Annotated in this window: 23 protein-coding genes; 8 read left to right on the top strand and 15 right to left on the bottom strand. The window is 72.6% G+C overall.

What is annotated here, in order from left to right; genetic code table 11:
- Positions 1-7: 7 nt before the first annotated feature.
- The gene (locus DV20_RS22800; protein ID WP_004561253.1) at positions 8-460 is read right to left on the bottom strand and encodes a roadblock/LC7 domain-containing protein; all 453 of its coding nucleotides are present in this window, start codon (positions 458-460) and stop codon (positions 8-10) included.
- Positions 457-4,614 carry a nitrate- and nitrite sensing domain-containing protein gene (locus DV20_RS22795; RefSeq protein WP_043783490.1) on the bottom strand — a complete coding sequence of 1,386 codons (4,158 nt, stop codon included), beginning with the start codon at positions 4,612-4,614 and terminating at the stop codon, positions 457-459. The genes DV20_RS22800 and DV20_RS22795 overlap by 4 nt, the downstream gene beginning before the upstream one ends.
- Before the next feature lie 1,025 nt (positions 4,615-5,639).
- On the opposite strand from DV20_RS22795, the gene DV20_RS22790 reads away from it, so the two are divergent.
- Positions 5,640-6,074, top strand: coding sequence for a DUF485 domain-containing protein (locus tag DV20_RS22790; RefSeq protein WP_043783488.1), 435 nt, complete (start codon positions 5,640-5,642; stop codon positions 6,072-6,074).
- Positions 6,071-7,663: a solute symporter family protein gene (locus tag DV20_RS22785; RefSeq protein WP_043783486.1), complete on the top strand. Its 1,593-nt coding sequence runs from the start codon at positions 6,071-6,073 to the stop codon at positions 7,661-7,663. The genes DV20_RS22790 and DV20_RS22785 overlap by 4 nt, the downstream gene beginning before the upstream one ends.
- A gap of 5 nt (positions 7,664-7,668) precedes the next feature.
- Here the strand turns inward: DV20_RS22785 and DV20_RS22780 are convergent, their stop codons facing one another.
- A complete protein-coding gene (locus DV20_RS22780; protein WP_043783483.1) occupies positions 7,669-8,229 on the bottom strand; it encodes a TetR/AcrR family transcriptional regulator in 561 nt (186 codons plus the stop codon).
- 135 nt (positions 8,230-8,364) lie between these two features.
- Here DV20_RS22780 and DV20_RS22775 point away from each other — a divergent pair, with 135 nt between their 5' ends.
- Complete coding sequence (locus DV20_RS22775; RefSeq protein WP_043783481.1) at positions 8,365-9,789, top strand: MFS transporter; 1,425 nt, start codon at positions 8,365-8,367, stop codon at positions 9,787-9,789.
- Here DV20_RS22775 and DV20_RS22770 read toward each other — a convergent pair.
- The 5 genes from DV20_RS22770 to DV20_RS45920 form a co-directional block, all read right to left on the bottom strand.
- The gene (locus DV20_RS22770; protein WP_043783479.1) at positions 9,767-10,108 is read right to left on the bottom strand and encodes a DUF3817 domain-containing protein; all 342 of its coding nucleotides are present in this window, start codon (positions 10,106-10,108) and stop codon (positions 9,767-9,769) included. The two genes, DV20_RS22775 and DV20_RS22770, sit on opposite strands and share 23 nt — an antisense overlap.
- Before the next feature lie 13 nt (positions 10,109-10,121).
- Positions 10,122-10,514, bottom strand: coding sequence for a hypothetical protein (locus tag DV20_RS22765; protein WP_200876479.1), 393 nt, complete (start codon positions 10,512-10,514; stop codon positions 10,122-10,124).
- Positions 10,515-10,578: 64 nt separating this feature from the next.
- On the bottom strand, positions 10,579-11,493 hold the full coding sequence (locus DV20_RS22760; RefSeq protein WP_043783477.1) for a lytic transglycosylase domain-containing protein: 915 nt from the start codon (positions 11,491-11,493) through the stop codon (positions 10,579-10,581).
- A gap of 123 nt (positions 11,494-11,616) precedes the next feature.
- Entirely contained in the window at positions 11,617-12,099 is a 483-nt protein-coding gene (locus DV20_RS22755) for a hypothetical protein (RefSeq protein WP_013224355.1), read from the bottom strand.
- A 360-nt stretch (positions 12,100-12,459) separates the two neighbouring features.
- Positions 12,460-12,597, bottom strand: a complete 138-nt coding sequence (locus DV20_RS45920) for a hypothetical protein (RefSeq protein WP_167344390.1) — start codon at positions 12,595-12,597, stop codon at positions 12,460-12,462.
- Between the two features lie 132 nt (positions 12,598-12,729).
- On the opposite strand from DV20_RS45920, the gene DV20_RS22750 reads away from it, so the two are divergent.
- Both DV20_RS22750 and DV20_RS22745 read left to right on the top strand, forming a co-directional pair.
- Positions 12,730-13,503, top strand: coding sequence for a crotonase/enoyl-CoA hydratase family protein (locus DV20_RS22750; RefSeq protein ID WP_043783475.1), 774 nt, complete (start codon positions 12,730-12,732; stop codon positions 13,501-13,503).
- A 261-nt stretch (positions 13,504-13,764) separates the two neighbouring features.
- Complete coding sequence (locus tag DV20_RS22745; protein WP_043783473.1) at positions 13,765-14,295, top strand: GNAT family N-acetyltransferase; 531 nt, start codon at positions 13,765-13,767, stop codon at positions 14,293-14,295.
- A gap of 8 nt (positions 14,296-14,303) precedes the next feature.
- Here DV20_RS22745 and DV20_RS22740 read toward each other — a convergent pair whose 3' ends face one another.
- Together DV20_RS22740 and DV20_RS22735 are read right to left on the bottom strand one after the other, a co-directional pair.
- Positions 14,304-15,440: a CaiB/BaiF CoA transferase family protein gene (locus DV20_RS22740; RefSeq protein WP_043783472.1), complete on the bottom strand. Its 1,137-nt coding sequence runs from the start codon at positions 15,438-15,440 to the stop codon at positions 14,304-14,306.
- Between the two features lie 11 nt (positions 15,441-15,451).
- Positions 15,452-16,603: an acyl-CoA dehydrogenase family protein gene (locus DV20_RS22735; RefSeq protein ID WP_043783470.1), complete on the bottom strand. Its 1,152-nt coding sequence runs from the start codon at positions 16,601-16,603 to the stop codon at positions 15,452-15,454.
- 104 nt (positions 16,604-16,707) lie between these two features.
- Between DV20_RS22735 and DV20_RS22730 the strand changes: the two genes are divergently transcribed.
- The 3 genes from DV20_RS22730 (at position 16,708) to DV20_RS22720 (ending at position 20,016) form a co-directional block, all read left to right on the top strand.
- Complete coding sequence (locus tag DV20_RS22730) at positions 16,708-17,325, top strand: TetR/AcrR family transcriptional regulator (RefSeq protein ID WP_043783468.1); 618 nt, start codon at positions 16,708-16,710, stop codon at positions 17,323-17,325.
- Positions 17,326-17,408: 83 nt separating this feature from the next.
- The gene (locus DV20_RS22725; RefSeq protein WP_043783466.1) at positions 17,409-18,302 is read left to right on the top strand and encodes a hypothetical protein; all 894 of its coding nucleotides are present in this window, start codon (positions 17,409-17,411) and stop codon (positions 18,300-18,302) included.
- Positions 18,303-18,405: 103 nt separating this feature from the next.
- Positions 18,406-20,016: a succinic semialdehyde dehydrogenase gene (locus DV20_RS22720; protein ID WP_043783464.1), complete on the top strand. Its 1,611-nt coding sequence runs from the start codon at positions 18,406-18,408 to the stop codon at positions 20,014-20,016.
- A gap of 141 nt (positions 20,017-20,157) precedes the next feature.
- Here the strand turns inward: DV20_RS22720 and DV20_RS22715 are convergent, their stop codons facing one another.
- The 5 genes from DV20_RS22715 to tesB form a co-directional block, all read right to left on the bottom strand.
- Positions 20,158-23,172, bottom strand: coding sequence for a helix-turn-helix transcriptional regulator (locus DV20_RS22715; protein WP_043783461.1), 3,015 nt, complete (start codon positions 23,170-23,172; stop codon positions 20,158-20,160).
- 187 nt (positions 23,173-23,359) lie between these two features.
- The gene (locus DV20_RS22710; RefSeq protein WP_043783458.1) at positions 23,360-23,569 is read right to left on the bottom strand and encodes a hypothetical protein; all 210 of its coding nucleotides are present in this window, start codon (positions 23,567-23,569) and stop codon (positions 23,360-23,362) included.
- A gap of 153 nt (positions 23,570-23,722) precedes the next feature.
- Positions 23,723-23,926, bottom strand: coding sequence for a DUF397 domain-containing protein (locus DV20_RS22705; RefSeq protein WP_043783456.1), 204 nt, complete (start codon positions 23,924-23,926; stop codon positions 23,723-23,725).
- A gap of 12 nt (positions 23,927-23,938) precedes the next feature.
- Positions 23,939-24,841, bottom strand: a complete 903-nt coding sequence (locus DV20_RS22700) for a helix-turn-helix domain-containing protein (protein ID WP_043783454.1) — start codon at positions 24,839-24,841, stop codon at positions 23,939-23,941.
- A 347-nt stretch (positions 24,842-25,188) separates the two neighbouring features.
- The gene (gene tesB / locus DV20_RS22695) at positions 25,189-26,085 is read right to left on the bottom strand and encodes an acyl-CoA thioesterase II (protein ID WP_043783452.1); all 897 of its coding nucleotides are present in this window, start codon (positions 26,083-26,085) and stop codon (positions 25,189-25,191) included.
- Between the last annotated feature and the right edge of the window lie 5 nt (positions 26,086-26,090).

Below are 26,090 nucleotides of genomic sequence, written 5' to 3'. Positions count from 1 at the left end.
CGCGCCATCATCCCACCGGTTCGCCGATCAGCGACCCCCCGGAGCCCTGGAGCTGAGCGCGCAGCTCCGGGGTGAGGATCTGGCCGACCCGGTCGACGAGCATCGTCATCTCGTAGGCGACCTGGCCGATGTCGCAGTTGGGGGCGGCGAGCACGGCCAGGCAGGAGCCGTCGCTGATCGACATGAGCACCATGATGCCCAGCTCCATCTCGACGACGGTCTCGTTGACCGCGCCGGCTTCGAAGCAGCGGGCCGCGCCCTGGGTGAGGCTGACCAGCCCGGAAGCGACCGCGGCGAGCTGGTCGGCCCGGTCGAGCGGGAGCCGGTTCGACGCGGTCAGCAGCAAGCCGTCCGCCGAGACGACCACGGCGTGGGCCACGCCGGGCACCCGCTCCGCGAAGTCGTTCACCAGCCAGCCGAACTGGTTCTGCGTCGGCTGAGCGCTACTCGGCGAGGTCATTCACCCTCCAAGGTCTCGTGGTTGGTCTCGGCCGCCTGTGCGGTGCGGTGGCGCCCGCGCTCGATGCCCTGCTGGAAGCTCCGCAGGCGGCCGCGCACGTCGTGTGCGTCCCGTTGTGGTCGGGGGGCCGTGGCCCCGGTGGACGGTCCGGCGCTGCCCGGGAGCAGCTGCTCCCCGCGACGGCGCCGGGGCAATCCTGCCGAAGTGAAGGTGGAGGGTGTCGACTGGGACACCGCTTGCACCGCGCGCCAGCTGTCATCCGGGCCGAAGTTCCACTCGGCGGTGGCCTCGACGGCGGTCTCTTCGCCGCGCGGAGCGGGCGTCTCGGGCCCCTTCCGGCTGGGCAGGAAGGACGGCGGGACAGCGGGACGGCCGTTCCCGACCGGCAGCAGGCCGGACTCCTGGAAGACGTCCGGGTGGCGGCCGCCGGGCTGCGGGAGGGTGCCCGAGGTGGAGCCGCTCGCGGTGCTCGCGGCGTTCGCGGCGTTCGCGGCGTTCGCGGCGTTCGCGGCCGGGATGGCGGTTCCGGCCGGACGGCGGACGGGGAGGGCGCCGCCTGCCGGGGGCCGGGGGGTCTCGTCGGGCTGCTGCGGGGTGGCTGCGGGCGCCTGCGGGGCCGCGGGTGCCACCGGAGCGGCCGCGGGTGCCTGCTGAGCGGCCGCGGGCGCCGCCGGGGCGGCTGCAGGTGCCTGCTGAGCGGCCTGCGGCGCGGCTTGCTCCGAACCCGGCTCCTGCTCGCCCAAGCCCGGCTCCTGCGGGACGCCTTGCCCGGCGGCGACCGGCCGGTGCGCCGAACCGGCCTGCGCCGAGCTCTGGGCAGCCGAACCAGCTGCCTGCTGGGCCGGGCCCGCGCCCTGCTCGGCTGTCGGCTGTGCCTGCGCCCCGGTGTGCGCCGAGTCCACGGCCTGCTGGTCGGAACTCACCGGCTGCCCCGGCTCACCGAGCACCGCCGGACCAGCCTGCTGCGCCGAACCTGCCGGAGCGCCCTGCGCCGAGCCCTCCGCAGCCGCTGCACCAGCTGCCTGCTGCGCCGAACCCACGGGCTGCCCCGGCTGACCGAACGCCGCCGGCCCGGCCTGCGCCGAACCCGCCGGAGCGCCCTGCGCCGAGCCCTCCGCAGCCGCCGGACCAGCTGCCTGCTGCGCCGAACCCACGGGCTGCCCCAGCTGGCCGAACACCGCCGGCCCAGCCTGCGCCGAACCCGCCGGAGCGCCCTGCGCGGCCGTCGGCTGAGCCGAACCCGCGCTCTGCTCGGCCGCCGGCTGGGCCAGCTCGGCCGCCTGGGCCGCGGACTGGGCCGTGCCCAGGCCCTGGACCGGCGTCCCCGCCGAGCCCGGCGTCGGCTGGGTCGGGCGGGTTCGCTTGGCCGCGGCCTGGCGGCGGCCGCGGTTCACGCCCTGCTGGAAGCTGCTGAGGCGCCCTCGCACGTCCGCCGGGTCGCGGACCGGGAGGTCCGGGCGGGCCGGGGCCGGCTTGGGGGTGGCCGCCGGGGAGGGCGGGATCGCGCTGCCCGGGAGGAGCTGCTCGCCGCGGCGGCGGCGCGGGAGGCCCGCCTCCGTGAACGCCGTCGGCTCGGCCTTCGTCACCTCCTGGACCGTGCGGAAGTTCTCGTCGCTCGCGAAGTCCCAGCTGCGGCGCTCCTCCGGCGGCGCCTCCGGGGAGGCCGCCGGTTCCTCGTCCGCGGCCGGCTTGTCCTCGCGGAACCACGCCGACAGCATCTCGTCGAAGATCGGCGTCGTCTCCGACCGGTCCGCGGCCGGGGCCGGCGGGGGCGGCTCCTGGCCCGCGGTCGCCTCCTGCCACCAGTCGCTGAGCGTCGTCTCGTTGGCCGTGAACAGGTCCTTGCCCGCCGGGAGGACGTCCTCGCGCGGCGGCCGGCCCGGCGGCAGCGGCAGCACCGCGGGCAGCTGCGGCACCGCCGGGCGCGGCGGCGGGACGTCGTCGTCCTTCTCGATCGGGGCGAACAGCGCCGTGCCGGAAATCTCCAGGTCCGACGGCGGGCGGCCGCCGGACAGCCCGGCGAGGTCGCTCGCCGACGGCCACCGCTCCTCGCCCATCGCCGGCTGCTGCGGCACCACCGGCCGCGGGCGGGCCGCGCCGTTGACCGGGCGGCGCGGCAGCTGGTTGCCCGCCGACGGGCTCGCCGGGTGCCGCTGCAGGGCGCCGATCGGGCCGGTCGCCGGGCCGTCGGTCACCGGCATCACCAGCTCCGCCGGGACCACGACCGTGGCGCGCACGCCGACGATGTCCTTGCCGCCGTGCAGCGACACCCCGATCCGGTGCCTGCTGGCCAGCCGGCCGACGACGAACAGGCCCATCCGCCTCGACGTCACCAGGTCGACCGACCCGGCCTCGGTCAGCCGGGTGTTGGCCTCGATGACCTCGCACTCGTTCATCCCGATGCCCTTGTCCAGGATGTCGATGTGGAGCGAGCCGTCTTCGCCCAGCCGCGACGCCACGGTCACCGTGGTCTCCGGCGCGGAGAACGCCGCGGCGTTGTCCAGCAGCTCGGCGACCAGGCGCATCAGGTCGCTCGCGGCGTAGCCGACGATCCGCGCCGGGGGCGGCGGCTGCACCTGCACGCGCTGGTACTGCTCGATCTCCGACACCGCGGCGCGGAGCATGTCCGTGGTGCCGACCGGTTTCCCGGACCGGCGGCCCGGCTCGGCGCCCGAGAGCACCATCAGGTTCTCGTTGTTGCGCCGCATCCGGGTGGCGAGGTGGTCGAGCTGGAACAGCGTCGCCAGCTGGTCGGCGTCCTCCTCGTCCCGCTCGAGCTGCTCGATCAGCTGCAGCTGCCGCTGCACCAGGCTCTGGCTGCGCCGCGACAGGTTGACGAAGACGCTGCCGTAGCCGGTCCGCATCGCGGCCTGCTCGGTCGCCAGCCGCAGCGCCTGGTGGTGCACCTTGTCGAAGGCCCGGGCGACCTCGCCGACCTCGTCGTCGGTGTGCACTCCGACCGGCCGGACGTCGGTGCCCTGCGCGCGGCCCTCCTGGATGTTGCGGACCGCTTCCGGCAGCGCGGTCTCGGCGACGTCGAGGGCGCTGCGGCGCAGCACCTTCAGCGAGCGCAGCAGCTGGCGGGTGATGAGGAAGACGACCGCGACGGCCAGCACCATCGCCGCGAACAGCACCACCGCGAGCAGGCCGGCCCCGCTGCTGGAGGAGTCGACCAGGTCGGCCGCGGTCCGCGACGCCGACGCGCCGAGCCGGTCGGCGACGCCGGCGATCTGCGCGCGCATCGCCGCGGAGGCGGCGGCCCAGTCCGCGGCGGGCAGCGCGCGGAACGCGTCGTCCACCGCGCTGCTCTGCGCGTTCAGCACCATCTCGACCATCCGGGCGCGGCTCTGCGCCTGCGTGCCCTCGGCGATCGCGGCGAAGTCGCGCTGCAGGGTGTCGCCCGCCGCGGAGCGGAAGTCGACGAGCCGGTCGGCGAGCCGCAGCTCGGCGGCGCGCAGGGTGGCCAGCTCGCTCGGCGTCAGCCCGCCGCGGCCGATGCCGTAGGAGACGAGGGCCTGGCTGAGCGACACCTGCTCGCCGGCGACCAGCAGTTCGTGCAGTCCGGCGGGCAGGCCGCCGAGGGTGCCGTCGCCGGCGCCCGCGGTGGCCGCGGTGTCGAGGCTGATGAGCGACCCGGTGAGGCCGGAGTACGCCGTGATGGCCTGGCCGGGGTCGAGCTGGCCGGCGTCGACCTGGCGGCGCAGGAAGGCGAGGTTGCCGATCTGGGCCGACGCGGCGCCCGCGGCCCCGGCCACGCCGGGCTCGGCTTCGGCGGCGCGAGCCTGCTCCGCGGTGAACGGGCCGGTCGCGGCGTCGGTGGCCTTGCGCGCCGCGGCCAGCTCGGGGGTGCCGCCGACGGTGCCCTCGGTCAGCATCGCCGAGGTCACCGTGCGCTCCTGCTGGAGGGCGGCGGTGAGCGTGCGGACCCCGGCGCCGAGCGCGACGAGCCGGTCGAGCCGCTGGTACTCGTCCGAGCGGCCGACCTGCGCGGCGATGGTGGCGACGCCCAGCACGAGGGCGAGGACGATGGGCACGACCGTGACGGCCGAAAGCTTGACGGGCAGGCTCCAGTCGCGCCACTGCACGAGCGCGCGCCACAAAGCCTGCCCCTTCGACCGCCGGGGCGCTCGGCCGAGCAGTTCCCCGACGGGCACCTGACCTTCTCCTGCAACGGTCACGTGAGTGACTCCCTGTCCGGCGTCATGGATCCGCGTCGGCGGCGCGGCGTCCCGGGTCGCGACGGGCCGTCGGACGGCCGTGCCGTCCCCACCTTGCCGCTTCCCCGGCGCCCTCGCTCGTCCCGGGCCGCCCCGCCGTCCGCGCGCCCGTCGCCGGGCAGGCACCGCCTCGCCGTCCCGTGCCCGGGACGGTGCCCGGGACTCTGCACGTGCACGTCGCAACTTGCGTTGTGCACGGTGATCGAGATCAACTTTATCGGTGCCAATCGATCGCTGCGGTCAGCTGGGCCAAAGAATCGTACCCCCGATGCCATGCCGGTCAATTGTCTTCCCCGTTCGGGCGCTGACCTGCGAAAAGTGCTTTCCCGGCCGGACACGGCACCGGACATTCCGTGTCACCGCCGCCGAAGAGGCAATTCCGGTTACCGGACTGCGGACCGGTCGCATCCGGCGGTCACCCGATTAGCCCAGGCAGGGTAGCAGCATCCCTCGGTCGATCTACACTGCGTACCACCAACGGGTGGGTCAAGTCTCAAGATGTGCCCGATGTTGTGGCGTTGCGCAGTCCCCCGACCCGACCCGGTGATTTCTTTCGGAACCCCATGCTGACCAGTGGATCTTCCCCATCTTCCCGGGACGCGGGGACACCCGCCACCCCTTCGCCACCCCGCTTTCCACTACTTTGAGTGACCATCCTGACAGGAGAATCAACGCCGTTACTCCGTTCGCTGCAGCGAAGTGCCGCCTTGACAACGTGCCGTCACAATTCTTTTCGGCATTCCGGGGCGTTCTCCGCACGGCGTCGTCGCCGGTCACCCATTCGACGCCGCCGGAAGGAAAACGAATACCCGCATCCGGACCGACCGGACGGTCGGCCACCTTCGCCGGCCACCGGATGGCGTAGTTACGATGTGCCCTCGCAGTCCGCAAGGGCGGCCCGGCGCCCTGTCCGCAGACGCCCCGGGGCCCGCCGCCACGGAGGCACCCCTGCCGGAGGCACCATGTACGACGTAGCGCGGCCCACGCCGGGCAACGCCCTCGAGGAGACGAGCCGGATCCCGGTCCTGCCCGCCGGGCCCGGCCCGGCAGGCGGCCCGCCCCACCGGTCCGCCCCCGCGGGCCCCGACTACACCGCGATCCAGGCCAGCCCCGAGTTCGTTTCGCTGCGCCGCCGGTTCCGCGGGTTCGTCTTCCCGCTCAGCTTCGCGTTCTTCGCCTGGTACATGACGTACGTGCTGCTGGCCGCGTACGCGCACGACTTCATGAGCCGCAAGGTGTTCGGCGAGGTCAACGTGGCCATCCTGCTCGGCCTCGGCCAGTTCGTCAGCACCGCGCTGATCACCTGGCTCTACCTGCGCTACGCGCGCCGCCGGCTCGACCCGCGGGTGGCCGAACTGCGGGCGCGCGCGGGCCTGGCGGAAGAGAAGGGCCGATGACCGCGCTGGCCGCGGGTGGGCTGGCCGCCAGCGACCCGATCGTCAACACCACCGTCTTCGCCCTGTTCGTGGCGATCACCCTGTACGTCGTCTACCGGGCCGGCAGCCGGAGCTCCTCGACGTCGGACTACTACGCCGCGAGCAGCGCCTTCACCGGGCGCCAGAACGGCATCGCGCTCTCCGGGGACTTCCTCTCGGCGGCGTCGTTCCTCGGCATCGCGGGCGCGATCGCCGTCCACGGTTACGACGGCTTCCTCTACTCCATCGGCTTCCTGGTCGCCTGGCTGGTCGACCTGCTGCTGATCGCCGAGCTGACGCGCAACACCGGCCGGTTCACGATGGGCGACGTCATCAGCTTCCGGATGAACCCGCGTCCGGTCCGGGCCGCGGCGGCGACGTCGACCCTGGTGATCTCCTTCTTCTACATGCTGGCGCAGATGGCGGGCGCCGGCGGCCTGGTCGCCCTGCTGCTCGACATCCACACCCGGCTCGGGCAGGCGCTGATCATCGGCGTGGTGGGCCTGGTCATGGTCCTGTACGTGCTCGTCGGCGGGATGAAGGGCACCACCTGGGTGCAGATCATCAAGGCCGGCGTGCTGATGCTCGCCGTCGTGCTGATCGCGGTGTTCCTGTTCGGCAAGTACGGCTTCAGCTTCTCGAACCTGCTGTCGGCCGCGACCGAGAAGAGCCCGCTGGGCGAGCGCCTCCTGGAACCGGGCGGCTCCTACGGCAAGGACGGCACGACCAAGCTCGACTTCGTGTCGCTCGCCCTCGCGCTGGTCCTCGGCCTGTCTTCGCTGCCGCACCTGCTGATGCGCTTCTACACGGTGCCGAACTCCCTGGAGGCGCGCCGCTCGGTCGTGTGGGCCACCGTGTGCATGCTCATCTTCTACGGGTGCACGCTGGTGATCGGCTTCGGCGCGGCCGCGCTGGTCGGGGCCGACGAGATCAAGAACGCCCCGGGCGGGGAGAACTCGGCGGCGCCGCTGCTGGCCCTGCACATCGGCGGGACGCTGCTGCTGGGCGTGATCGCCGCGGTGGCCTTCGCGACCATCCTCGCGGTGGTGGCCGGGCTGACGATCACCGCGTCGGCCTCGTTCGCCCACGACGTGTACGCGAACATCTTCAAGCGCGGGAAGGCCGAGCCGGCGGACGAGGTCCGGGTGGCGCGGCTGACCGCGATCGTGGTGGGCGTGCTGGCGATCGCCGGCGGGGTGCTGGCCAACGGGCAGAACGTCGCGTTCCTGGTGGCGCTGGCGTTCGCGGTGGCGGCGTCGGCCAACCTCTCGACGCTGCTGTACTCGTTGTTCTGGAAGCGGTTCAACACCACCGGCACGCTGTGGGGCATGTACGGCGGCCTGATCGCGTGCCTGCTGCTGGTGCTGTTCTCGCCGGTCGTCTCCGGCGCCCCGGACGCGATCTTCAAGAGCCTCGACTTCGCCTGGTTCCCGCTGAAGAACCCGGGCCTGGTGTCGATCCCGTTCTCGTTCCTCTGCGGGTTCGTCGGGACGCTGGTGGGACGGCCGAAGGCGGACGCGGAAAAGCAGGCGGAGATGGAAGTCCGTTCGATGACCGGGATCGGCGGCTGAGCTCCTCAGGCGCGCAGGCCGTCCAAGATCACGGTCAGCACGCGGCGGCCGTCTTCCGGGCTGCAGTTGCGCACCGCCATCCCGGCGCCGTGGCCGAGCCGCAGGACGTCCGCACCGACGACGTCCGGCCGGACGAGGCCGGCCTCCTGCGCCGTTGCGACGAGCACGCCCGTCGCTTCCCGTAGCCGTTTCTGGCAGTACTGGAAGGTTTCCGAGCCCGAGTCGATCGACTCCTTGAGGATCATCGCCAGCTTGTGCCGCTCGACGACCCAGGTGACCTGGGCGAGCAGCCACGCTTCCAGCGCCTCCCACGGCGGCAGTTCGTCGTGCAGGACGAGCGCGCGGTCGGCGAGCACAGTGATCTCGTCGCGGTAGACCGCTTCGAAGAGCTTCTCGCGCGTCGGGAAGTGCCGGTAGAGGGTGCCCGCGCCGACGCCGGCCTTCTTGGCGACGTCGTCCAGCGGCACGTCGGCGCCGTGGGTGGTGAAGAGGTCCTTCGCCGTCGCGACGATGCGTTCGTAGTTGCGCCGCGCGTCCGCGCGCATCGGCCGCTCGGTGTCCGGCATCCCGGCCTCCTCGCCACTTAACCGGAGAGATTCTCCGAATTCGCTTGCGCATCCGGAGACGCTCTCCATATTATCGGATCACAGTCAACCGGAGAACATCTCCGCTTCTTCTCTTACTCCTCGGGGGAGTATTCCTTGTCGCAGCAGACGATCGACCGCGCGCCCACGGCGGCGCGCCCCCACCGCAGCGGGCTGGTCCTCGCGATCATCCTCACCTGCCAGCTCATGCTCGTCCTCGACGCGACGGTCATGAACGTCGCTCTCCCGCGCATCCAGTCCGACCTGGGGTTTTCCGCCACCGGCCTGTCCTGGGTGATGACCGCATACAGCCTGGTCTTCGGCGGCCTGCTGCTGCTCGGCGGCCGGGCGGGCGACCTGTTCGGACGGCGGCGCATGTTCGTCGCCGGCACCGTCGTGTTCACGCTCGCGTCGCTGGCCGGCGGGCTCGCCGACTCGGCCACGCTGCTCATCGCCGCCCGCGTCCTGCAGGGAGTCGGGGCCGCCATGGCGGGCCCGAGCACCCTGGCGCTGGTCACGACGACGTTCACCGAGGCCAAGGCCCGCGTCCGCGCGCTGGCGCTGTTCTCCGCGATGTCCAGCGGCGGCTTCGCCATCGGCCTGATCGTGGGCGGCCTGCTCACCGAGTGGATCTCGTGGCGGGCGGCGCTGTTCATCAACGTCCCGTTCGGCCTGGCGATCGCCCTGCTCGCCCCGCGGTTCGTGGCCGAACCCGAGCGCCGTCGCGCGCACCTGGACCTGCCCGGCGCGGTCACCGGCACCCTCGGCGTCGGCGCGCTCGTGTTCGCCTTCACCCACGCCGCGTCCGACGGCTGGGGCAACGCGGTGACGCTCGGCTCGCTCGCCGCCGGCTTGGTGCTGCTCGCCGGCTTCGTCGCCATCGAAGCTCGCACCGCGCTGCCGCTGGTCCCGCTGCGGCTGTTCGCCGACCGCAACCGCAGCGCGGCCTACGTCAACTTCTTCCTCGGGCCGATGGCGATGATGTCGATGTTCTTCTTCCTCACCCAGTTCATGCAGGACATCCGGCACTACGCCGCGCTGGCCACCGGGTTCGCGTTCCTCCCGATGGCGGCGCTGATCTTCACCATGAGCCGGCTCGTGCCGCGCCTGCTCCCCCGCTACGGGCCGAAGCCCCTGGCGGTCAGCGGCTCGATCCTGATGGTCACCGGCGTCGGTTGGCTCGCGCTGCTCACCACGGGGAGCACGTACTTCCCGGCGCTGCTCGGGCCGCTGCTGCTGATGGGACTCGGCGGCGGGCTGGCGTTCGCGCCGCTCAACGTGATCGTGATGGCCACCGTGCCGAGCGAGGACGCGGGCGCCGCGGGCGGCGTGCTGCAGACGATGCAGCAGGTCGGCAGCACGCTCGGGCTGGCCGTTCTGGTCACGGTGTTCGGCTCGGTGACCCGCTCGTCGGCCGCGACCGGCGCTCAGCTGACGGTCGACGGCATGACGGCGGCGTTCGCGACGGCCGCGGTGTTCGCGGCCTGCACGGTGCTGGTGGCGCTGACCTTCCGGCGCGTTACAGCTTCTGCCCGGCCTTGACCTTGTGCGTCACCCGGCGTTCGACGAGGAACGAGACGAACGGGACGCAGCCGGCCAGCAGGACCAGCACGGTGCCCTTGATCGACCAGCGGGCCTTGATGGCCAGGTCGATGGTGAGCACCAGGTAGATCATGTAGAGGACGCCGTGGATCGGCGAGTAGACCGCGGACGGCGTGGGGTTGTCGAACCCGTACCGCAGCACCATCACGAAGCAGAGGCCCAGCAGGCCGACGCCGGTGACGTAGGCGGCGGTGCGGAACCGGGCCAGGGGGCCGGCGAGCGGCACGGCGGTCCGGGCGCCTTCGGTGCTGGTGGTCATCGGGTCGTCGTCCTCACTCTGCGGCCTGCTGGTCGCGGGCGTTCAGCTCGCGCAGGTAACGGTTGTAGGCGGCCAGCTCCTCGTCCTCGTCCGACGGCGGCACGTCGGGCCGGGGACGGGGAGCGGGCACCTCGGCGACGGGCGCCGGGGCCGGGGGCCGTCCCGCGGTTCCTTCGGCCTCCGCCTGGCGGCGCAGCTTGCGGATCCGCCAGAACATGAAGGCCGGGAAGAGCCCGAACAGCGGCCACTGCAGGACGTAGCCGAGGTTCTGGAAGGTGCCGTTCGCCGACGTGAACCGGTCCCACTGCCACCAGGCGAGCCCGCAGCAGACGAGCAGGCTCACCAGGCAGGTCGCGACGATCGCGATCCGCCGTCCCCACGGGGACGCGGTCTCCGAAGCTGGCACGCTTCGACGCTAGCACTGGCCGGCTGAGAGACGACGCGCGGTCGCGGCCGGGGTGGCCGGGCTCTCAGCCCTGCTTGCGCACCGACTGGGCCGCCTTCGCGTACCCGTCCGCCAGGCCGAACACCTTCTGCGCGTACTCCGTCGAGTTGTTGTAGGACAGGATCCCCGCCCACCACCCGCCGGGACTGGCCATGTCCCGCCCGCCCACGCAGAGGTACCGCGCCGCCGCCAAGGCCGCGTCGTCGATCTGCTGGGGGTCGCCGAGGCCGTCGCCGTTGCCGTCCGAGGCCCACTTGCGCCACGTTCCCGGGATGAACTGCATCGGGCCCACCGCCCGGTCGACCCCGGTGTCGCCGTCGTAGCGGCCGCCGTCGGTGTCGCCGATCGCCTGGACTCCCGCCGAGCCGTCCAGCGGCACCCCGATGATCGGCTTGGACGGGCGGCCGTCGGCGCCGAGGACGGCCCCGGCGTACTGGCCGTGGTTGGACTCGATGCGGCCGATGCCCGCCAGGGTGGCCCACGAGATCTTGCAGCGCGGCTGGTCCGCGCGCAGGGCCAGTTCCGCGTTGCCGTACGCCTGCAGAGCCCGCGCCGGGACGCCAGTGGCCGCCGCGACCTGGGCCGCCCACTGGGACAGCGTCGCCGGCCCCGAGGTCTGCGGACGCGCTTGCTGCGGGCTCGTCTGCTGCTCGGCCCCGCCCGCCACCGCACCGCCGGCCGGGGCGACCGAGCCCGGGCGGACGTCGGCCGCCTTGACCTGCAACGCGGGGATTTCGGTGGTCGTCGGGCTCGCCGACGGCGTCGCGGCGCGGGTGACGAGCCAGATCCCGCCGCCGGCCACGGCCAGCACGGCGAGGACCACGAGCAGCCGGGTGAGCACGGCGACGCCCGGAGAGCGCGGTGCCGGTGTGGCGGGGGCGGCCTCCTCGACGCTCGCGTCGATCGGGTCGTCCTCGGTCTCTCCGGTCCTGGTGCGCACGAAACTCCGGTCCTCCAGCGTGGTGTCGACGAACGGTCAACGAGCCCGCGCAGGTTAGCGTTACGCGGGCCGTTTCGATCGTGACACCACCCCGGGTCACCCGGCCGAGTGGAAAACGTCTCGTCAGGCGGACTTCTGCTGCCGCGCGAGCCGCGCCACGCACCACGCCGGGGCACTGCCGCGGCGCAGGTGCTGCAGGACGGTCATCGGCCCGAGCCGGCGGCTCAGGTCGGACGGCGCGAGGCCGGCCGCCCGGTAGTCGAGGGCCCGCTGGTCGAGCGGGCTGATGCCGGCGTCCCACCACTCCTCGGCCTCGGCGACGCCGCCGACCATCTGCCACCAGCCCGCGGCGGCGGTGAGGAGCTCTTCGGGCACCTCCGGCAGCCGGCTGCGCATGGCGGCGAGGTAGCCGGGATCGGCCGACTCGACCGGGACGAACCGGGACTGCCCGGTCCGGGCGCGCTGGCCGGGAATCCCCGGGGCCTGCGCGGGGGCGTCGGCCAGCCACGCGGACGCGATGCGGTCGACCTCCTGCTCCTCGGGAGTCCTCTCGCGCTCGGCGGCCCACTGCCGGATCAACGCGTCCACTCCGGGATCTCCGGTCATCCCTGCCTCCTATGTAGGTCCCCGACGGACAGGCCCTGACGCCTGTCCCACGCGGTGGTGCCGCACGCACCAACCTGCACCTTGCTGAGTGGAAACTGCCTGCGTACCGGGGGTCTCCGGGGGGAGGGCGAACCACCCGATCACGCAATGTGAGCACCGTAGGGCCGGGGTGGTCGTCTTCGCCAGACCCCGGGTGCCACGAATTCGACGACCTGCGTGTTTTCGGCCGCAATCCACCCGGATGGTCGAGTGCCGGAGTCCGAAATCCGGGATTGGTGACACTGGGTGATTTACCGTCCGTTAAGACGCGGGTGGCCACCGGCACCGCCCGTGGCGGCGCCGGTACGGAGAAGCACCAGGTCAGGAGAAGAGGGCGCGGAAGAACGTGACGATCGCTTCGGCGCCGTCCTTGAGCCACCCGAGCACGCGGTGGACGAAGTCGGCGGACTGGGTGGGCTGGGTGATCAGGAGGAAGAGCACGAGCGCGACCACACCCACGATGAGAATTTTCTTCACGCCACCCGACATGCGCTTCCTCCCCGGCTCGCCGTCCCCGTCCTGGGAGTGGCCACCCCAATACTGTAGGGAAGGCGGGTACGGAAGACACCTCGATCGACCCCAGGAGCGGCGATGTCCGGGAACGTGCTGGTGCGGCGGGACGGCCCGGTGACGACGATCACCCTCGACCGGCCGTCGGCCCGCAACGCCGTCGACGGGCCCACGGCGGCGGAACTGGCCGGCGCCTTCCGCGCCTTCGACGCCGACCCGGACGCGGCCGTCGCGGTGCTGACCGGCGCCGGCGGCGTGTTCTGCGCGGGGGCCGATCTCAAGGCGATCGGCACCGACCGGGTGAACCGAACTCACCCGGACGGGGACGGCCCGATGGGTCCCACCCGGATGACCCTCGGCAAACCGGTGATCGCGGCCGTCCACGGGCCGGCCGTCGCGGGCGGGCTGGAGCTGGCGCTGTGGTGCGATCTGCGGGTCGCGGACGCCACGGCGGTGTTCGGCGTCTTCTGCCGCCGCTGGGGCGTCCCGCTGATCGACGGCGGGACGGTGCGGCTGCCGCGCCTGATCGGCCAGTCCCGGGCGATGGACCTCATCCTCACCGGACGGCCGGTCGACGCCGCGGAGGCCTTCGACATCGGCTTGGCCAACCGCCTGGTGCCGGCGGGCGAAGCGGTGACGGCGGCCCAGGAGCTGGCCCGGCAGCTGGCGGCGTTCCCCCAGGCCTGCCTGCGCGGCGACCGCCGCTCGGCGCTGGCCCAGTGGGGCGCGTCCGAAGAGGAAGCCCTGACAGCGGAGTTCGCCGCGGCAATGGGCACCGGCGTCTTGGCGGCGGAAGCGGTCGACGGCGCCGCCCGCTTCACCGCCGGCGAAGGCCGCCACGGCACCTTCACGTGACGTGATCGAAGGGTCGACACGCGTGATTGCGCAGCCGACACGCGTGATCGGAGAGTCGACACGCCGCAACTCGGCGGCCCACGCCGTGTCGACCCCCGAATCACGCGTGTCGACCCTTCAATCACACGTGTCGACCCTTGGATCACGCGTGTCGACCCTTGGATCACGCGTGTCGACCTCTGGGTCACGAGGGATGCCTCTAGCGAGTTGTCTTGCGGGAAGCCGCGGCAGTTCCGGTCAAGCGGCCGATAAGGTCTCCGGATGGATGACGACGGTGTCAGAGTGGAGCTGCGGCCGGTGGCCGAAAGCGATCTCGAGCTGCTGGAACGGCTGACCAACGATCCCGTCGCCGCCGGGGAGCACCAGTGGTTCGGCTGGCACGATCCCGGCTACCTGCGCCGCCGGTGGCTGGAGACCGGGATGCTCACCGCCGAGACCGGCATGCTCGTGCCGACGCTCGGCGGCCGCGTCCTCGGGCTCGTCTCCTGGCACCGGACCCGCACCGGGTCGGCCTCGTACTGCTGGAACATGGGCCTCGTCCTGGCGCCGGAAGCGCGCGGCCACGGCTACGGCACCGAAGCCCAGCGCCTGCTCGTCGGCTACCTCTTCGCCCACACCCAGCTCAACCGGGTCGAAGCGACGACCGAAGCCGGCAACCGCGCCGAACAGCGCTCGCTCGAGAAAGCCGGCTTCACCCGCGAAGGCGTGCTTCGCGGCTACGGCTTCCGAGACGGCGAGTGGCGCGACCACGTCATCTACTCGGTCGTGCGCTCCGACCTGGCGAAGAGCTGAGCGAAGCGCTAGGCGATCGCCCCCGCCGCGCGCAGGGCGTCGAGGTCCGTGACGCCCAGTTCGGCCAGCACGGCCTCCGTGTCGGATCCCTTCGCGCGCGGCGCTTCCGGCGTCGACGGCGGCGTCCGGTCGAACCGCGGTGCCGGCGCCGGCTGGACCATGCCGCCGATCTCGACGAACGTGCCGCGCGCCGTGTTGTGCGGGTGCGACGCGGCTTCTTCGGGCGACAGCACCGGAGTCAGGCACGCGTCGGTGCCTTCGGCGCGCGCGACGAGCTCGTCGCGCGTGTGCTTGGCGATCGCCCCCGCCACGATCTCGCGCAGCCGCGGCCACTGCGTCCGGTCGATGTGCAGCGGCAGCTCCGCCGGATCCAGCTCGAGGACCTTCACCAGCTCGCCCCAGAACCGCATCTCGATCGCCCCGACGGCGACGTACTTGCCGTCCGCGGTCTCGTACGTGTCGTAGAACGGCGCGCCACCGTCGAGCATGTTCTCGCCGCGCTCCTCCGACCAGAGGCCGGCCGCCTTGATGCCGTGCAGGCTGGTGGTCAGCAGCGCGGCGCCGTCGACCATGGACGCGTCGACGACCTGGCCGCGGCCGGAGGTGTTCCGTTCGTACAGCGCGGCCAGGACGCCCATCGCCAGCAGCAGCCCGCCGCCGCCGAAGTCGCCGACGAGGTTCAGCGGGGGCACCGGCCGCTCGCCCGCGCGCCCGATCGGCTCGAGGGCGCCGGCGATGCCGATGTAGTTGATGTCGTGCCCGGCGGCCGTGGCCAGGGGGCCGTCCTGGCCCCAGCCGGTCATCCGGCCGTAGACCAGCCGCGGGTTCCGGGCGTGCACGACGTCCGGGCCGAGCCCGATCCGTTCGGCGACACCCGGCCGGAAGCCCTCGATGAGGACGTCGGCGGTGTCGCACAGCTTCAGCACCAGCTCGACGCCTTCGGGGGTCTTGGTGTTGATGCCGACGGACCGCCGGCCGCGGGCGAGGGGGTCGGTCTGGATGCCGAGGATGTCTTCCCCCGGCTGCGCGCGGTCGACGCGGACGACGTCGGCGCCGAGGTCGGCGAGGATCATCGTGGCGAACGGCCCGGGCGCGAGACCGGCGAGCTCCACCACCTTCAGGCCGCTGAGCGGACCTGCCTTCATAACGGGTCCTTTCAGAGCGAGCGGGAGATGATTTCCTTCATGATTTCGCTGGTGCCACCGAAGATCCGCGAAATCCGGACGTCGGCCCATGCCCGCGCGATCGGGTACTCGGTCATGTAGCCGTAGCCGCCGAAGAGCTGCACGCAGTCGTCGATCACCTTGTTGACGCGCTCGGTGGTCCACAGCTTTGCCATCGCCGCGCCCTGCACGTCGAGCTCCCCCTTGAGGTGGCGTTCGATGCACTGGTCGAGGAACGCCCGGGCGACGGCGGCTTCGGTGGCCGCCTCGGCGAGGGTGAACTTGGTGTTCTGGAAGGAGAAGATCGGCCGGCCGAACGCCGTGCGCTCCTTGGTGTACTCCAGCGTGAGGTCGACGGCCGCCTCGAGCCCGGCCACCGCGGTGACGGCGATGATCAGCCGTTCCTGGGGCAGCTGCAGCATGAGCTGGAAGAAGCCCTGGCCCTCGGCGTCGCCGAGCAGGTTGCCGACCGGCACCCGGACGTCGTCGAAGAACAGCTCGGCGGTGTCCTGGCCCTTGAGCCCGACCTTGTCGAGGACGCGGCCGCGGCGGAAGCCCGGCGTGTCGGTCTCGACCACGATCAGCGAGACGCCCTGCGCGCCCGCGTCCGGGTCGGTCTTCACCGCGACGACGACGAGGCCGGCGTGGAACCCGTTGGTGATGAAGGTCTTGGCGCCGTTGATCACGTAGTGGTCGCCGTCGCGGACCGCGCGCGTCTTGATGCCCTGCAGGTCGGAGCCGGTGCCGGGTTCGGTCATCGCGATCGCGCCGACCAGCTCGCCGCTGGCCAGCTTCGGCAGCCACTCGCGCTTCTTCTCTTCCGAGGCGTAGGCGAGCAGGTAGTGCGCGACGATTCCGTTGTGGACGGTGACACCCCACGCGCTGTCGCCGGCCCGGGCCTGCTCCTCGTAGAGGACGGCTTCGTGGGCGAAGGTGCCGCCGCCCCCGCCGTACTCCTCGGGGATGGACAGGCAGAGCAGGCCGACGTCACCCGCCTTCGTCCACAGCTCGCGGTCGACCTTTTTCTCCGCCGCCCAGCGTTCCTGGTGCGGGACGGCTTCCTTCTGCAGGAAGGACCGCGCGAGCTCGCGGAGGTCATCGAGCTCGGTCGTGCTCCACGAGCTCTTCGGCAGTTGCAGTGGCACGGGACCCCTCCTGCTGACGGTACTGGCAAACATGACGATCGGCATGTAAGTTCTAATCGGAATGTACATCCATTCCGTCCGGTAGGTAAAGCAGGGAGGCCGCGGTGACCGAGACGGCGCACCGGACCCAGGCGCAGCGCCGGGAACAGACCCGCACGGCACTGCTCGACGCCACCATCGACTGCCTGGTCGAGGTCGGCTACGCGCGCACGTCAGTGCAGGAGATCTGCGCCCGCGCGAGGGTGTCGAAAGGCGCGGTCCAGCACCACTTCACCGCGAAGGCCGAGTTGATGGCGGCCGCGGTCGAGCACCTGACGACGAAGCTGCGCCGTCAGCTCGCGGCCTCGCTCGACGACCTGCCCAGCGGCGGCACCGGCGTCGCCGCGGCGATCGACCTGCTGTGGGCCGGGTACTCCGGCACGCTCTCCACGGCCGTCACCGAGCTGTGGGTCGCCGCCCGCACCGACGCCGAACTGCGCGCGGCCATCCGCCCGGTCGACCGGGCGCTCGGCCGCGCCACGCTCGAGCACGTCACCCAGGTCGCCGGCGAACTCCCGCCGGAACGCGCGGAGATGCTGTTCTGGCTCACCGTGAACCTCACCCGCGGGCTGGCCTTGGACGCCGAGCTCGGCGGCGACCCGAACCGGCGGCGGCAGCTGCTCGAGGAGTGGAAGCGCATCGCCGTTCTGCTCTACCAGGACGCCGCCACTGCGCCGAGCTGACCAGCGCGGCGCCGCCAGGGTGCTTTGCCCCTTATCCCGCAGGCGGATTTCGTGGTCCAATCCCTCCGACGAGGGGAGTTCCGATGACCGCCGCCCCGTATCCGTACTCCTACGGCCCGCCGCCCACTCCGCCGCCGGCCGACCCGGGGGCCCTGTTCCGGCTGTTCGCCGGGATCCTCGGCGTGCTCGCCGCGGCGCTGGTGATCGCCGGGTCCTTCCTGCCGCAGACGTCGTTCGAGCAGGTGGTGAACGGCAAGACGGAAAGCAGCCAGACGATCAGCGCCTGGTCGCGCTCGTTCGCCGTCGAACCCGGCGAGGAGGCGAAGAAGTTCTACGACCAGACCCACGTCGCCCGGTACGGCATCCCGCTCACGGCCGCCTCGGTCGTCCTGCTGGCCGGTGCCGGGCTGGCGTTCGCCGGCGCGCGCCGCTCGGCCGGACCCGGCGTGCGCTCGGGTGCCCGGACGGCCCTGGTGGCCGGCGCCGCCGGGGTGACCGCGGCGGTCTGGATGCTCGGCATGGACGTCTCGGCCACCTTGAGCTACGAGACCGACGAAGGGACGATCAAGTCCCACTACACGACCGGGATCGGGTTCTGGCTGCTGGTCGGCGGCGGGGTCGTCGCCCTGCTTGCACTGGTGTCCGCGGCGCTCGCCGGGCGGCGGGAACCCGCCGCGGCCCCGGCCGGGCCGCCACCGGGGCCGTACCAGCAGCCGTCACGGCCGTACCCGGGGCCGCCCCAGCAGTACGCGCAGCCTCACCCGGGATATCCGGCGTCGCAACCGTTCCCGGCGCAGGCGCCGCAGACCGGCCCGCAGCCGCCGCCCGCGTACGGCGCTCCGGCGTCGCAGCCGTTCCCCGCACAGCAACCCGACGATCCCTACGGCGGCGTGACGCAGGCCCAGCGGCATCCCGCGCAGCAGGACCCGACCGAGCCGAACTACCAGCTCCCGCCGCTGCACCCGCCCAATACGTGAATCTTATTCATATCAGGCTGGACATCTGACGTACCGACGGTATGGTGTACTCGTCGGTAACCCCCGCGCGACGTCGCGCGGACTCCGCCGGAACGGAGACGTCATGACCAGCACGACCCCCGTGAACGCCGTCGAAGACACCTCGCTGCCGCCGACCGTCGGCGGCGTCGCCGGGGCGCCGGGCTCGGCGCGGGCGGCCCAGCTCGTCGCCCGCGTGACCGGCGGCGCCGACTCGGCCCCGGTCCGGATGCGGGCGCCCTTCACCGGGCTGCCGATCGCGACGCTGCCCCAGGCCACCGACGCCGACGTCCGCGCGGTGTTCGCCGGCGCCCGGACGGCCCAGCGCGCGTGGGCGGACCGCTCCCCCGCCGAGCGCGCCCGCGTCCTCACCCGCCTGCACGACCTGGTGCTCGCCCGCCAGGACGAGGTGCTCGACCTGGTCCAGGTCGAGGCGGGCAAGGCGCGGCTCGACGCGTTCGACGAGGTCAGCGCGACCGCGCTGGTCGCCGCCTACTACGGCAGGCACGCGGCGAAGTTCCTCGCCCCGCGCCGCGTCGCCGGTGTCATCCCCGGCCTGACCCGCGCGGGCGAGATCCGCCACCCCAAGGGCGTCGTCGGGATCATCTCGCCGTGGAACTACCCGCTGGCCCTGACGGCGATGGACGTCCTGCCGGCGCTGGCCGCGGGGAACGCCGTCGTGCAGAAGCCGGACAACCAGACCGCGCTTTCGGCGCTGTGGCTGCACGAGCTCGCCGAGGAGGCCGGGCTGCCCGCCGGCACCTGGCAGATCGTGCTCGGCCGCGGCTCGAAGATCGGCACCGCGCTGGTCGAGGAGTCGGACTACCTCTGCTTCACCGGCTCGACGCCGACCGGCAAGGAGCTGGCCGGCCAGGTGGCGAAGCGGCTGACGTCGTACTCGCTGGAGCTCGGCGGCAAGAACCCGATGATCGTGCTGCCCGACGCCGACGTCGCGAAGGCGGCGACGGGCGCGGTGACGGCGTGCTTTTCCTCGGCCGGGCAGCTGTGCGTGTCGGTCGAGCGGATCTACGTCCACGAGGACATCCGCGACGAGTTCACCCGCGCGTTCGTGGCGCGGACGGCGGCGTTGCGGCTCGGCGGCGCGCTCGACTACCACGCCCAGATGGGCTCCCTGACGTCGGAGGAGCAGCTCGCCACGGTGTCGGCGCACGTCGAGGACGCCCGCGCGAAGGGCGCGTCGGTGCTCACCGGCGGCCGCGCGCGGCCCGACCTCGGCCCGCTGTTCTACGAGCCGACGGTGCTGTCCGGCGTCACCCCGGAGATGCGGCCGTTCGCGGAGGAGACGTTCGGGCCGGTCGTGTCGATCTACGGCTACACCGACGTCACCGACGCGATCGAGCGGGCCAACGACACGCCGTTCGGGCTCAACGCCAGCGTCTGGTCCCGCAACGGCCGAGCGGGCTGGGAGGTCGCGGCCCGGCTGAAGGCCGGGACGGTCAACGTCAACGAGGGTTACGCGGCGACGTTCGGCAGCGTCGGCGTCCCGATGGGCGGGATGAAGGACTCGGGCGTCGGCCGCCGCAACGGCGCCGAAGGCCTGCTGAAGTACACGGAGTCCCAGTCGATCGCGCTCCAGCGCGGCCTGGCCCTGCGTCCCCCGCGCGCGGTCCCCGGCTCGCTGTGGTCCCGAGGCATGACGTTCGGCCTCAAAGCCCTCCGCCGCCTCCCCCGCTGACGTGATCAAAGGGTCAGCACGCGTGATTGAAGGGTCAGCACTCGTGATTCGAGGGTCGACACGGCGAACCCCACAGGCTCAGCCGTGTCGACCCTTCAATCACGCGTGTCGACCTCTGGATCACGTGAGTTGACCTGCTGATCACGCGGTGGGGGCGGTGAGGAGGCCTCGGTCGTAGGCGATCGCGACTGCTTCCGCGCGGCGGCTGGCGCCCAGTTTGGCCATGACGCGGGAAAGGTGCACGCTCACCGTTTTTTCGCTGATGTAGAGCTCTTCGCCGACCTGGCGGTTCGTGCGGCCCAGGGCGACGCGCTCGAGGACGTCGCGCTCGCGGTCGGTCAGCGGGTCGGTGACCGTGCGGGCCGGGGCCGCGGGTTCGACGCCGGCCAGCTCGACGCGGGCGCGGTGCGCGAGGTCGCGGACGGCGTCGCGCAGCGGGAGCGCGCCGAGCCGGACCGCCACCGCGTGGGCCGCTTCCAGGGCCTCACCCGCGTCGGCGTCCGCGGCCAGACGGGCTTCGGCTTCGTACCAGCGGCAGATGGCCTGCTCGTACACCGCGCCGTAGCCGAACGCCTCCGCCGCGGCCGCCCACTTCTCCGCGTCGCCGCGACCGGACAGGCAGGACGCCGCCGCCTCCAGGCGGGCCAGCCAGGCGCGGCCCTCCGGCCCGAGCGCCCCCGAGCGCGGCTGGCCGACGACCGCGCACATCCGGCCGTGCGCCAGGAACCGCTCGCCGGCCGCCACCGCGGCTTCGGCCGCGGCCGGGTCGCCGTGGACGCGGGCGTCGGCGGCCAGCTTCGCCGCCGCGGACACGCCGAGCGCGGCCACCCGGATCCCGGCCAGCAGGCCGGGTTCGATCCGCTCCAGCCAGCCGATCAGGTCATCGGCCTGGCGCACGGCTTCGGCGTGGGCGCCCCGCCAGTACGCCAGCTCGATGCCCGCGCCGCCGGCCGACAGCGGGATCTGCATGTCCGCCGTCCAGTGCTGCCGCAGCCCGGACAGGAGCTTCGCGGCCTCGTCGAACCGGCCGCGGGCGACGACGAACAGCGACCAGATGGCCAGGATCCGCGCGGCGACGGCGTTGGACACCCCGCGCCCCGCGCGTCCGGCGCTCTCGTCGGGCCAGTCGCCCATCAGGTAGCGCAGCATCAGCTGCCGCGCCCGCAGCTCGAGCCCGTAGACGCTCCAGCTCAGCCCGGCTTCCTCGGCGCGGGCGACGCCGTGCGTGGCGTGCTCCAGCGCTTCGGCGAACTCGCCCTGGTCGTCGTGGCTCAGGGCCAGGAAGTAGGTCGCGCGGATCTCGGTGTTGTACGCGCCCACGTCCCGCGCCTTGCGCTGGGCCTGCCGCAGCCGCTCCCGGGCCTCGGCGGCGTCGCCGCGTGAGTCGGCCAGCGTGCCCAGGGTGACCAGCGCCGAGGCCTCCGCCCCCGCCGCGCCGACCGCCTGCGCGTCGGCGACCGCGGTGAGCGCGCTGTCGAGCGCCGCCTCGGGCTGGTCGAGGACCCGCAGGAAGCCGGCCCGGCTGGCCAGCACCCACGCCCGCGCCGAGCTGGGCTCGGTGTCCTTCACCAGGTCCCACGCCCGGTCGATGGCGGCGACCGCCTCGTCCAAGGTGCCTTCCAGCGCGAGCAGGGCGTCCGCCAGCCGCCGCCACACCTTCGCGGCCCGGTCGTTCGGGATGTCCGGGGTCAGCGCCTGGGTGGCGGAGCGGGCGAAGGCCGCGGCCCGCTCGGGCTCGCCGGACGTCCCGGCGAAGTACGACGCTTCGTACAGCAGCTTCAGCTCGTCGAACCCGTCGGGCCGGTCCGCCGCCGGGACGGCGTCCCAGATGGACAGCGCCTGCTCGACGTGCTGCAGCGCCGACCCGGGCGCGCCGAGCTTCTCGGCCTCGTCCATCGCGCGCAGCAACGCCGGCAGCGCGGTGACGAGGTCGCTGCTCTGCATCGAGTGGTAGGCCAGCTTCGCGTCGTGCCCGCGGCCCTGGGGCCGCGCCCTGATCCGCGCCGCGTACGCCGCGTGCGTGCGTGACCGCTCCCCCGGCAGCAGGTCGCCGTACACCGCTTCCTGCAGCAACGCGTGCCGGAACGTGTACGAGCCGTCCGAAAGCACCACCAGCACGTGGTGCTGGACGGCTTCGCGCAGCGCCTCGTCGAGTTCCAGCTCCCCCAGCCCGGAGACTTCGGCGAGGGCGGCGTGCATGACCGGCTCGTTGGCCACCGAAATCACCCGCGCGACCCGGCGGGCGTCCGGCGAGAGCCGCTCGAGCCGGGACAGCAGCACCTCGGCCAGCCCGGCGGGCAGGTCGTTGCACTCGGTCTTGGTGGCGAGCAGCTCCTCGGCGAAGAACGGGTTGCCCTCGGAACGGCTGACGATGTCGGCCACGACGTCGGCCGGCAGCGGCTCGTCGGCCAGCGCCTCGACGAACTTGCGGGCGTCGACCGCGCCGAAGGGGTGCAGGTCGACGCGCTCGACGGTGGCGAGCCGGACCAGCTCCGCCAGGACGCCGCGCAGCGGGTGCCGCCGGTGCACGTCCTCCTCGCGGTAGCTGCCCACGACCAGCAGCCGCTGCGCCCGCAGCCGGGTGAGCAGGAAGGACAGCAGGTTGCGGGTCGAGGCGTCGGCCCAGTGGAGATCCTCCAGGAGGATCACCACCGGGCGCGCCTGCGCGATCTCGGTCAGCACCCCCAGTACCGCGTCGAACAACTGCAGCTGACCGAGGTCCTGCTCCGGCCGGGGACGCACCATGGTTTCCCGGTCGTTGGAGGTCATCGGCGGGTGTTCGGCCGCCCGGGGCTCCTCGAAGCCCGGGCCCTGCGGCAGCAGCCGCCCGAGCGCGGGCCGGGCCCGCACCGCGGCGGCGACCTCCGGGTCCGTCGCGCTGCCCAGCGGGGCGAGCGCCTCGGCGAACGGAAGATAAGGAAGACCGCCCTCGCGGACGTCGATGCAGCGGCCGGTGAGCACCAGCCCACCGCACGCCGCGACGTGCTCGCCGAGCGCGGTCAGCAGCCGGGTCTTCCCCACCCCGGCGTCCCCCGAGAGCAGCACCGCGCCGGCTTCGCCACGTTCGGCCCTGGCGAAGGCGGCGCGGAGCCGCCGCATCTCGTGGGTACGGGCGACGAGCGGGATTCCGGAGCCGAGTCGGGGCACGAGGAGCATTGTGGCTCACCCCACCGACATTTTTTCAGGGGTTCGGGTGGCGAAGCCCCCGACCTGGGGCGAAGCCCCAGATGTCACCGACATTTTTTCAGGGGTTCGGGTGGCGAAGCCCCCGACCTGGGGCGAAGCCCCAGATGTCACCGACGGTTTCCGACCGCTTATCGCCATCGACACCATCACCCGCCCCTTACCGGGCGGTCTTGCCGGCGCCCGCGGTCTCCCGCGTGGCCTCCCGGCGCTCCTGCTTCGGTACGTCGACGTCGGTGCGCGCGGCCCGCACGTGGCGGACGGCGCGGCGGGCGCGGGCGGCCCAGGCGCTGCGCCCGGCCTTCCGCAGTTCCTCGGCCCGGTAGGCCGCTTCGGCGCGGACCGCGTCGAGCATCAGATCGCTGTGCATCGTGTTCCCCTGTCCTTGGCGGTTGGTGACACCCAGGTTCGTCCTGAGGGCACGCCACGGGCATCGGGTGATCACGTAGGGCTGGGCGCGAAAAGACCCCTTACTCCCGACCGAGCCCAGCTCAGCGGGGGTAAGGGGTCTTCTCCAAGCGACTCAGCCGCGCGCCGGGCCGCCGGTCCGCACCGCGGCCAGCAGCCCCTGCCAACCCGACGCGGGCAGGCGGAACGCACCCCCCTCGGGGTCCTTCGAGTCGCGCACCGCGGCCCCACCGCCGACGAACGCGACCTCGACGCAGTCGTTGCCGCCGCCGCTGTGGCTGCTCTTGCGCCACCGCGCCCCGGAGAGTTCTGCTTCCATGGGTCCCACTCCTTACTGTTTCCTCGGTTCCGGATGGTGCACCGGACCCGGTACGGCCGCCTGTTCGGCGAACCGACCGGCCGCCTCGGCGATCAGGTCCACCGAGTCGTCCGGTTTCAGTGCGGCCGCGCGCAGATGGTCGAACATCAGCCCGTAGCGCCGCACGTCTGTGGGTTCTTCCAGGTAGAGGCCGCTGGACGTGCTGTCGTCGACGTAGACGACGTCCGGGTCGGCCTGCTCGGGGAAGCCCATGATCAGGAAGGGGCCTTCCATGCCGGGGTGGGCGCCGGCGCCGAACGGCACGACCTGGATGGTCACGTTCGGCTTCTCGGCGACGGTGACCATCCGGTAGAGCTGCTCGGCCATCACCTCGGGGCCGTCGACCACGCGGCGCAGCACGGCTTCGTCCATCACCGCCCAGTACTCCGGTGGCGGGGTCTCGGACAGCAGTTCCTGGCGGGCCATCCGGGCGGCGACGCGGCGGCGGATCTCGGCGTCCTCGGCGTCCGGCCGCAGCGCGCGGATCACCGCGCGGGCGTACCGCTCGGTCTGCAGCAGCCCGGGCACCAGCAGCGCCTGGAACGCGCACAGCGAGCTGGCGTCGGCTTCGAGCCCGACGAAGGTGCCGGTGAACACCTCGTTGTACGCGTGCCACCAGCCGCGCTTGCGGGCCTCCCTGGCCAGCTGGACGAGCGCCTCCTGCTCGTCGCCGGTGATGCCGTAGAGGGCCAGCATGTCCCGGGCGTCACGCGGGGTGACGCCGACGTGGCCGGTCTCGATGCGGCTGATCTTCGAGGCCGAGCACTCGAGCTTCTCGCCCACCTCGTCGATGGTGAGGTCGGCGGCCTCGCGAAGCCGGCGCAGCTCGCCCGCCAGCCTCCGGCGGCGAACCGTGGGGCTCTGTCCCCTTGCCATCGCGGCACCTCCGGATGTCGAGTGCTCCTGTATCCAACCATCCGGGCGCGGAGTCGGTGACGCAATAACACGAGTCGATTCCGGCGCCGGATCTGCAATTTGCAGAATGCTCTTGTATCCTCGCACCCTGCACTGCGTCGGGCGCCTGACCGTCGGCCAGCCGTGGCTACGACCGGCCTCTGAGCAGGGTAGACGATGATCGGGCGAAATGCCGCGCGGTCATCCGACGGAGGGGTCCGGGGCCGTCCCCCGATCGGTCCCGGCCCCCTCACCCGGCCCGAATGCCCTTTTGCGGCGTCGGATATTCGAGCTATTAGTCGCCCGTGAGGGTGATTTCCCGGCGAACTTCACAGGACGCGCAGGAGTCCTTCTTGGACGACCGTCGCGATCAGCGTGCCGTCCTGGGCGAAGAACCGGCCGGTGGCCAGGCCGCGGGCGCCGGACGCCGTCGGCGAGGCGCTGTCGTAGAGGAACCACTCGTCCGCGCGGAACGGCCGGTGGAACCACAGCGCGTGGTCGAGGCTGGCCCCGAGCACCTTGTCGGTGTCCCAGTAGACGCCGTGGCGCGCGAGCACCGAGTCCAGCAGGGTCATGTCCGAGGCGTAGGTCAGCACGCAGACGTGCAGCAGCTGCTGGTCGGGCAGTTTCCCGTCGGCGCGCATCCACACCTGGTTGCGCGCGGGCCGCTCGCCGGTCTGCCGGGTCACCCACGGCGGCTCGTTGACGTACCGCAGGTCGATCGGCCGCGGCCGGGCGTGCGCGCCGATCGCGTAGCCCTCGGCGCGCTCCATCAGCGTCGGCAGCGTCTCCGGCGCCGGGACGCCCTCGGGCATGGCTTCGGCGTGTTCGATGCCCGGTTCGTCCGTCTGGAAGGACGCCGAGAGCGAGAAGATCGCCTTGCCGTGCTGGATCGCCACGACCCGGCGGGTGGTGAACGACCGGCCGTCGCGGATCCGGTCGACCTCGTAGACGATCGGCACGCTGGGGTCGCCGCCGCGGATGAAGTACGCGTGCAGCGAGTGGACCCGGCGTTCCTCGGGCACCGTGCGGCCGGCCGCGACCAGCGCCTGGCCGGCGACCTGACCGCCGAACACGCGCACCGGCGAGTGGGCGGGCGAGACGCCGCGGAAGATGTTCTCTTCGATCTTCTCGAGGTCGAGCAGCGCGACCAAGCGGTCGAGCACCGGCTGGCCGCCACCCGGGATCTCCAGTTCGGTGGCGGCCGTCCTGGCCAATTCAGTCATGGCCA

The organism is Amycolatopsis rifamycinica, assembly GCF_000695625.1.
GTDB classification, from domain to species: domain Bacteria; phylum Actinomycetota; class Actinomycetes; order Mycobacteriales; family Pseudonocardiaceae; genus Amycolatopsis; species Amycolatopsis rifamycinica.
Note: the sequence above shows the minus strand (reverse complement) of the source record. Positions and strands in the feature narration are given on the sequence as shown.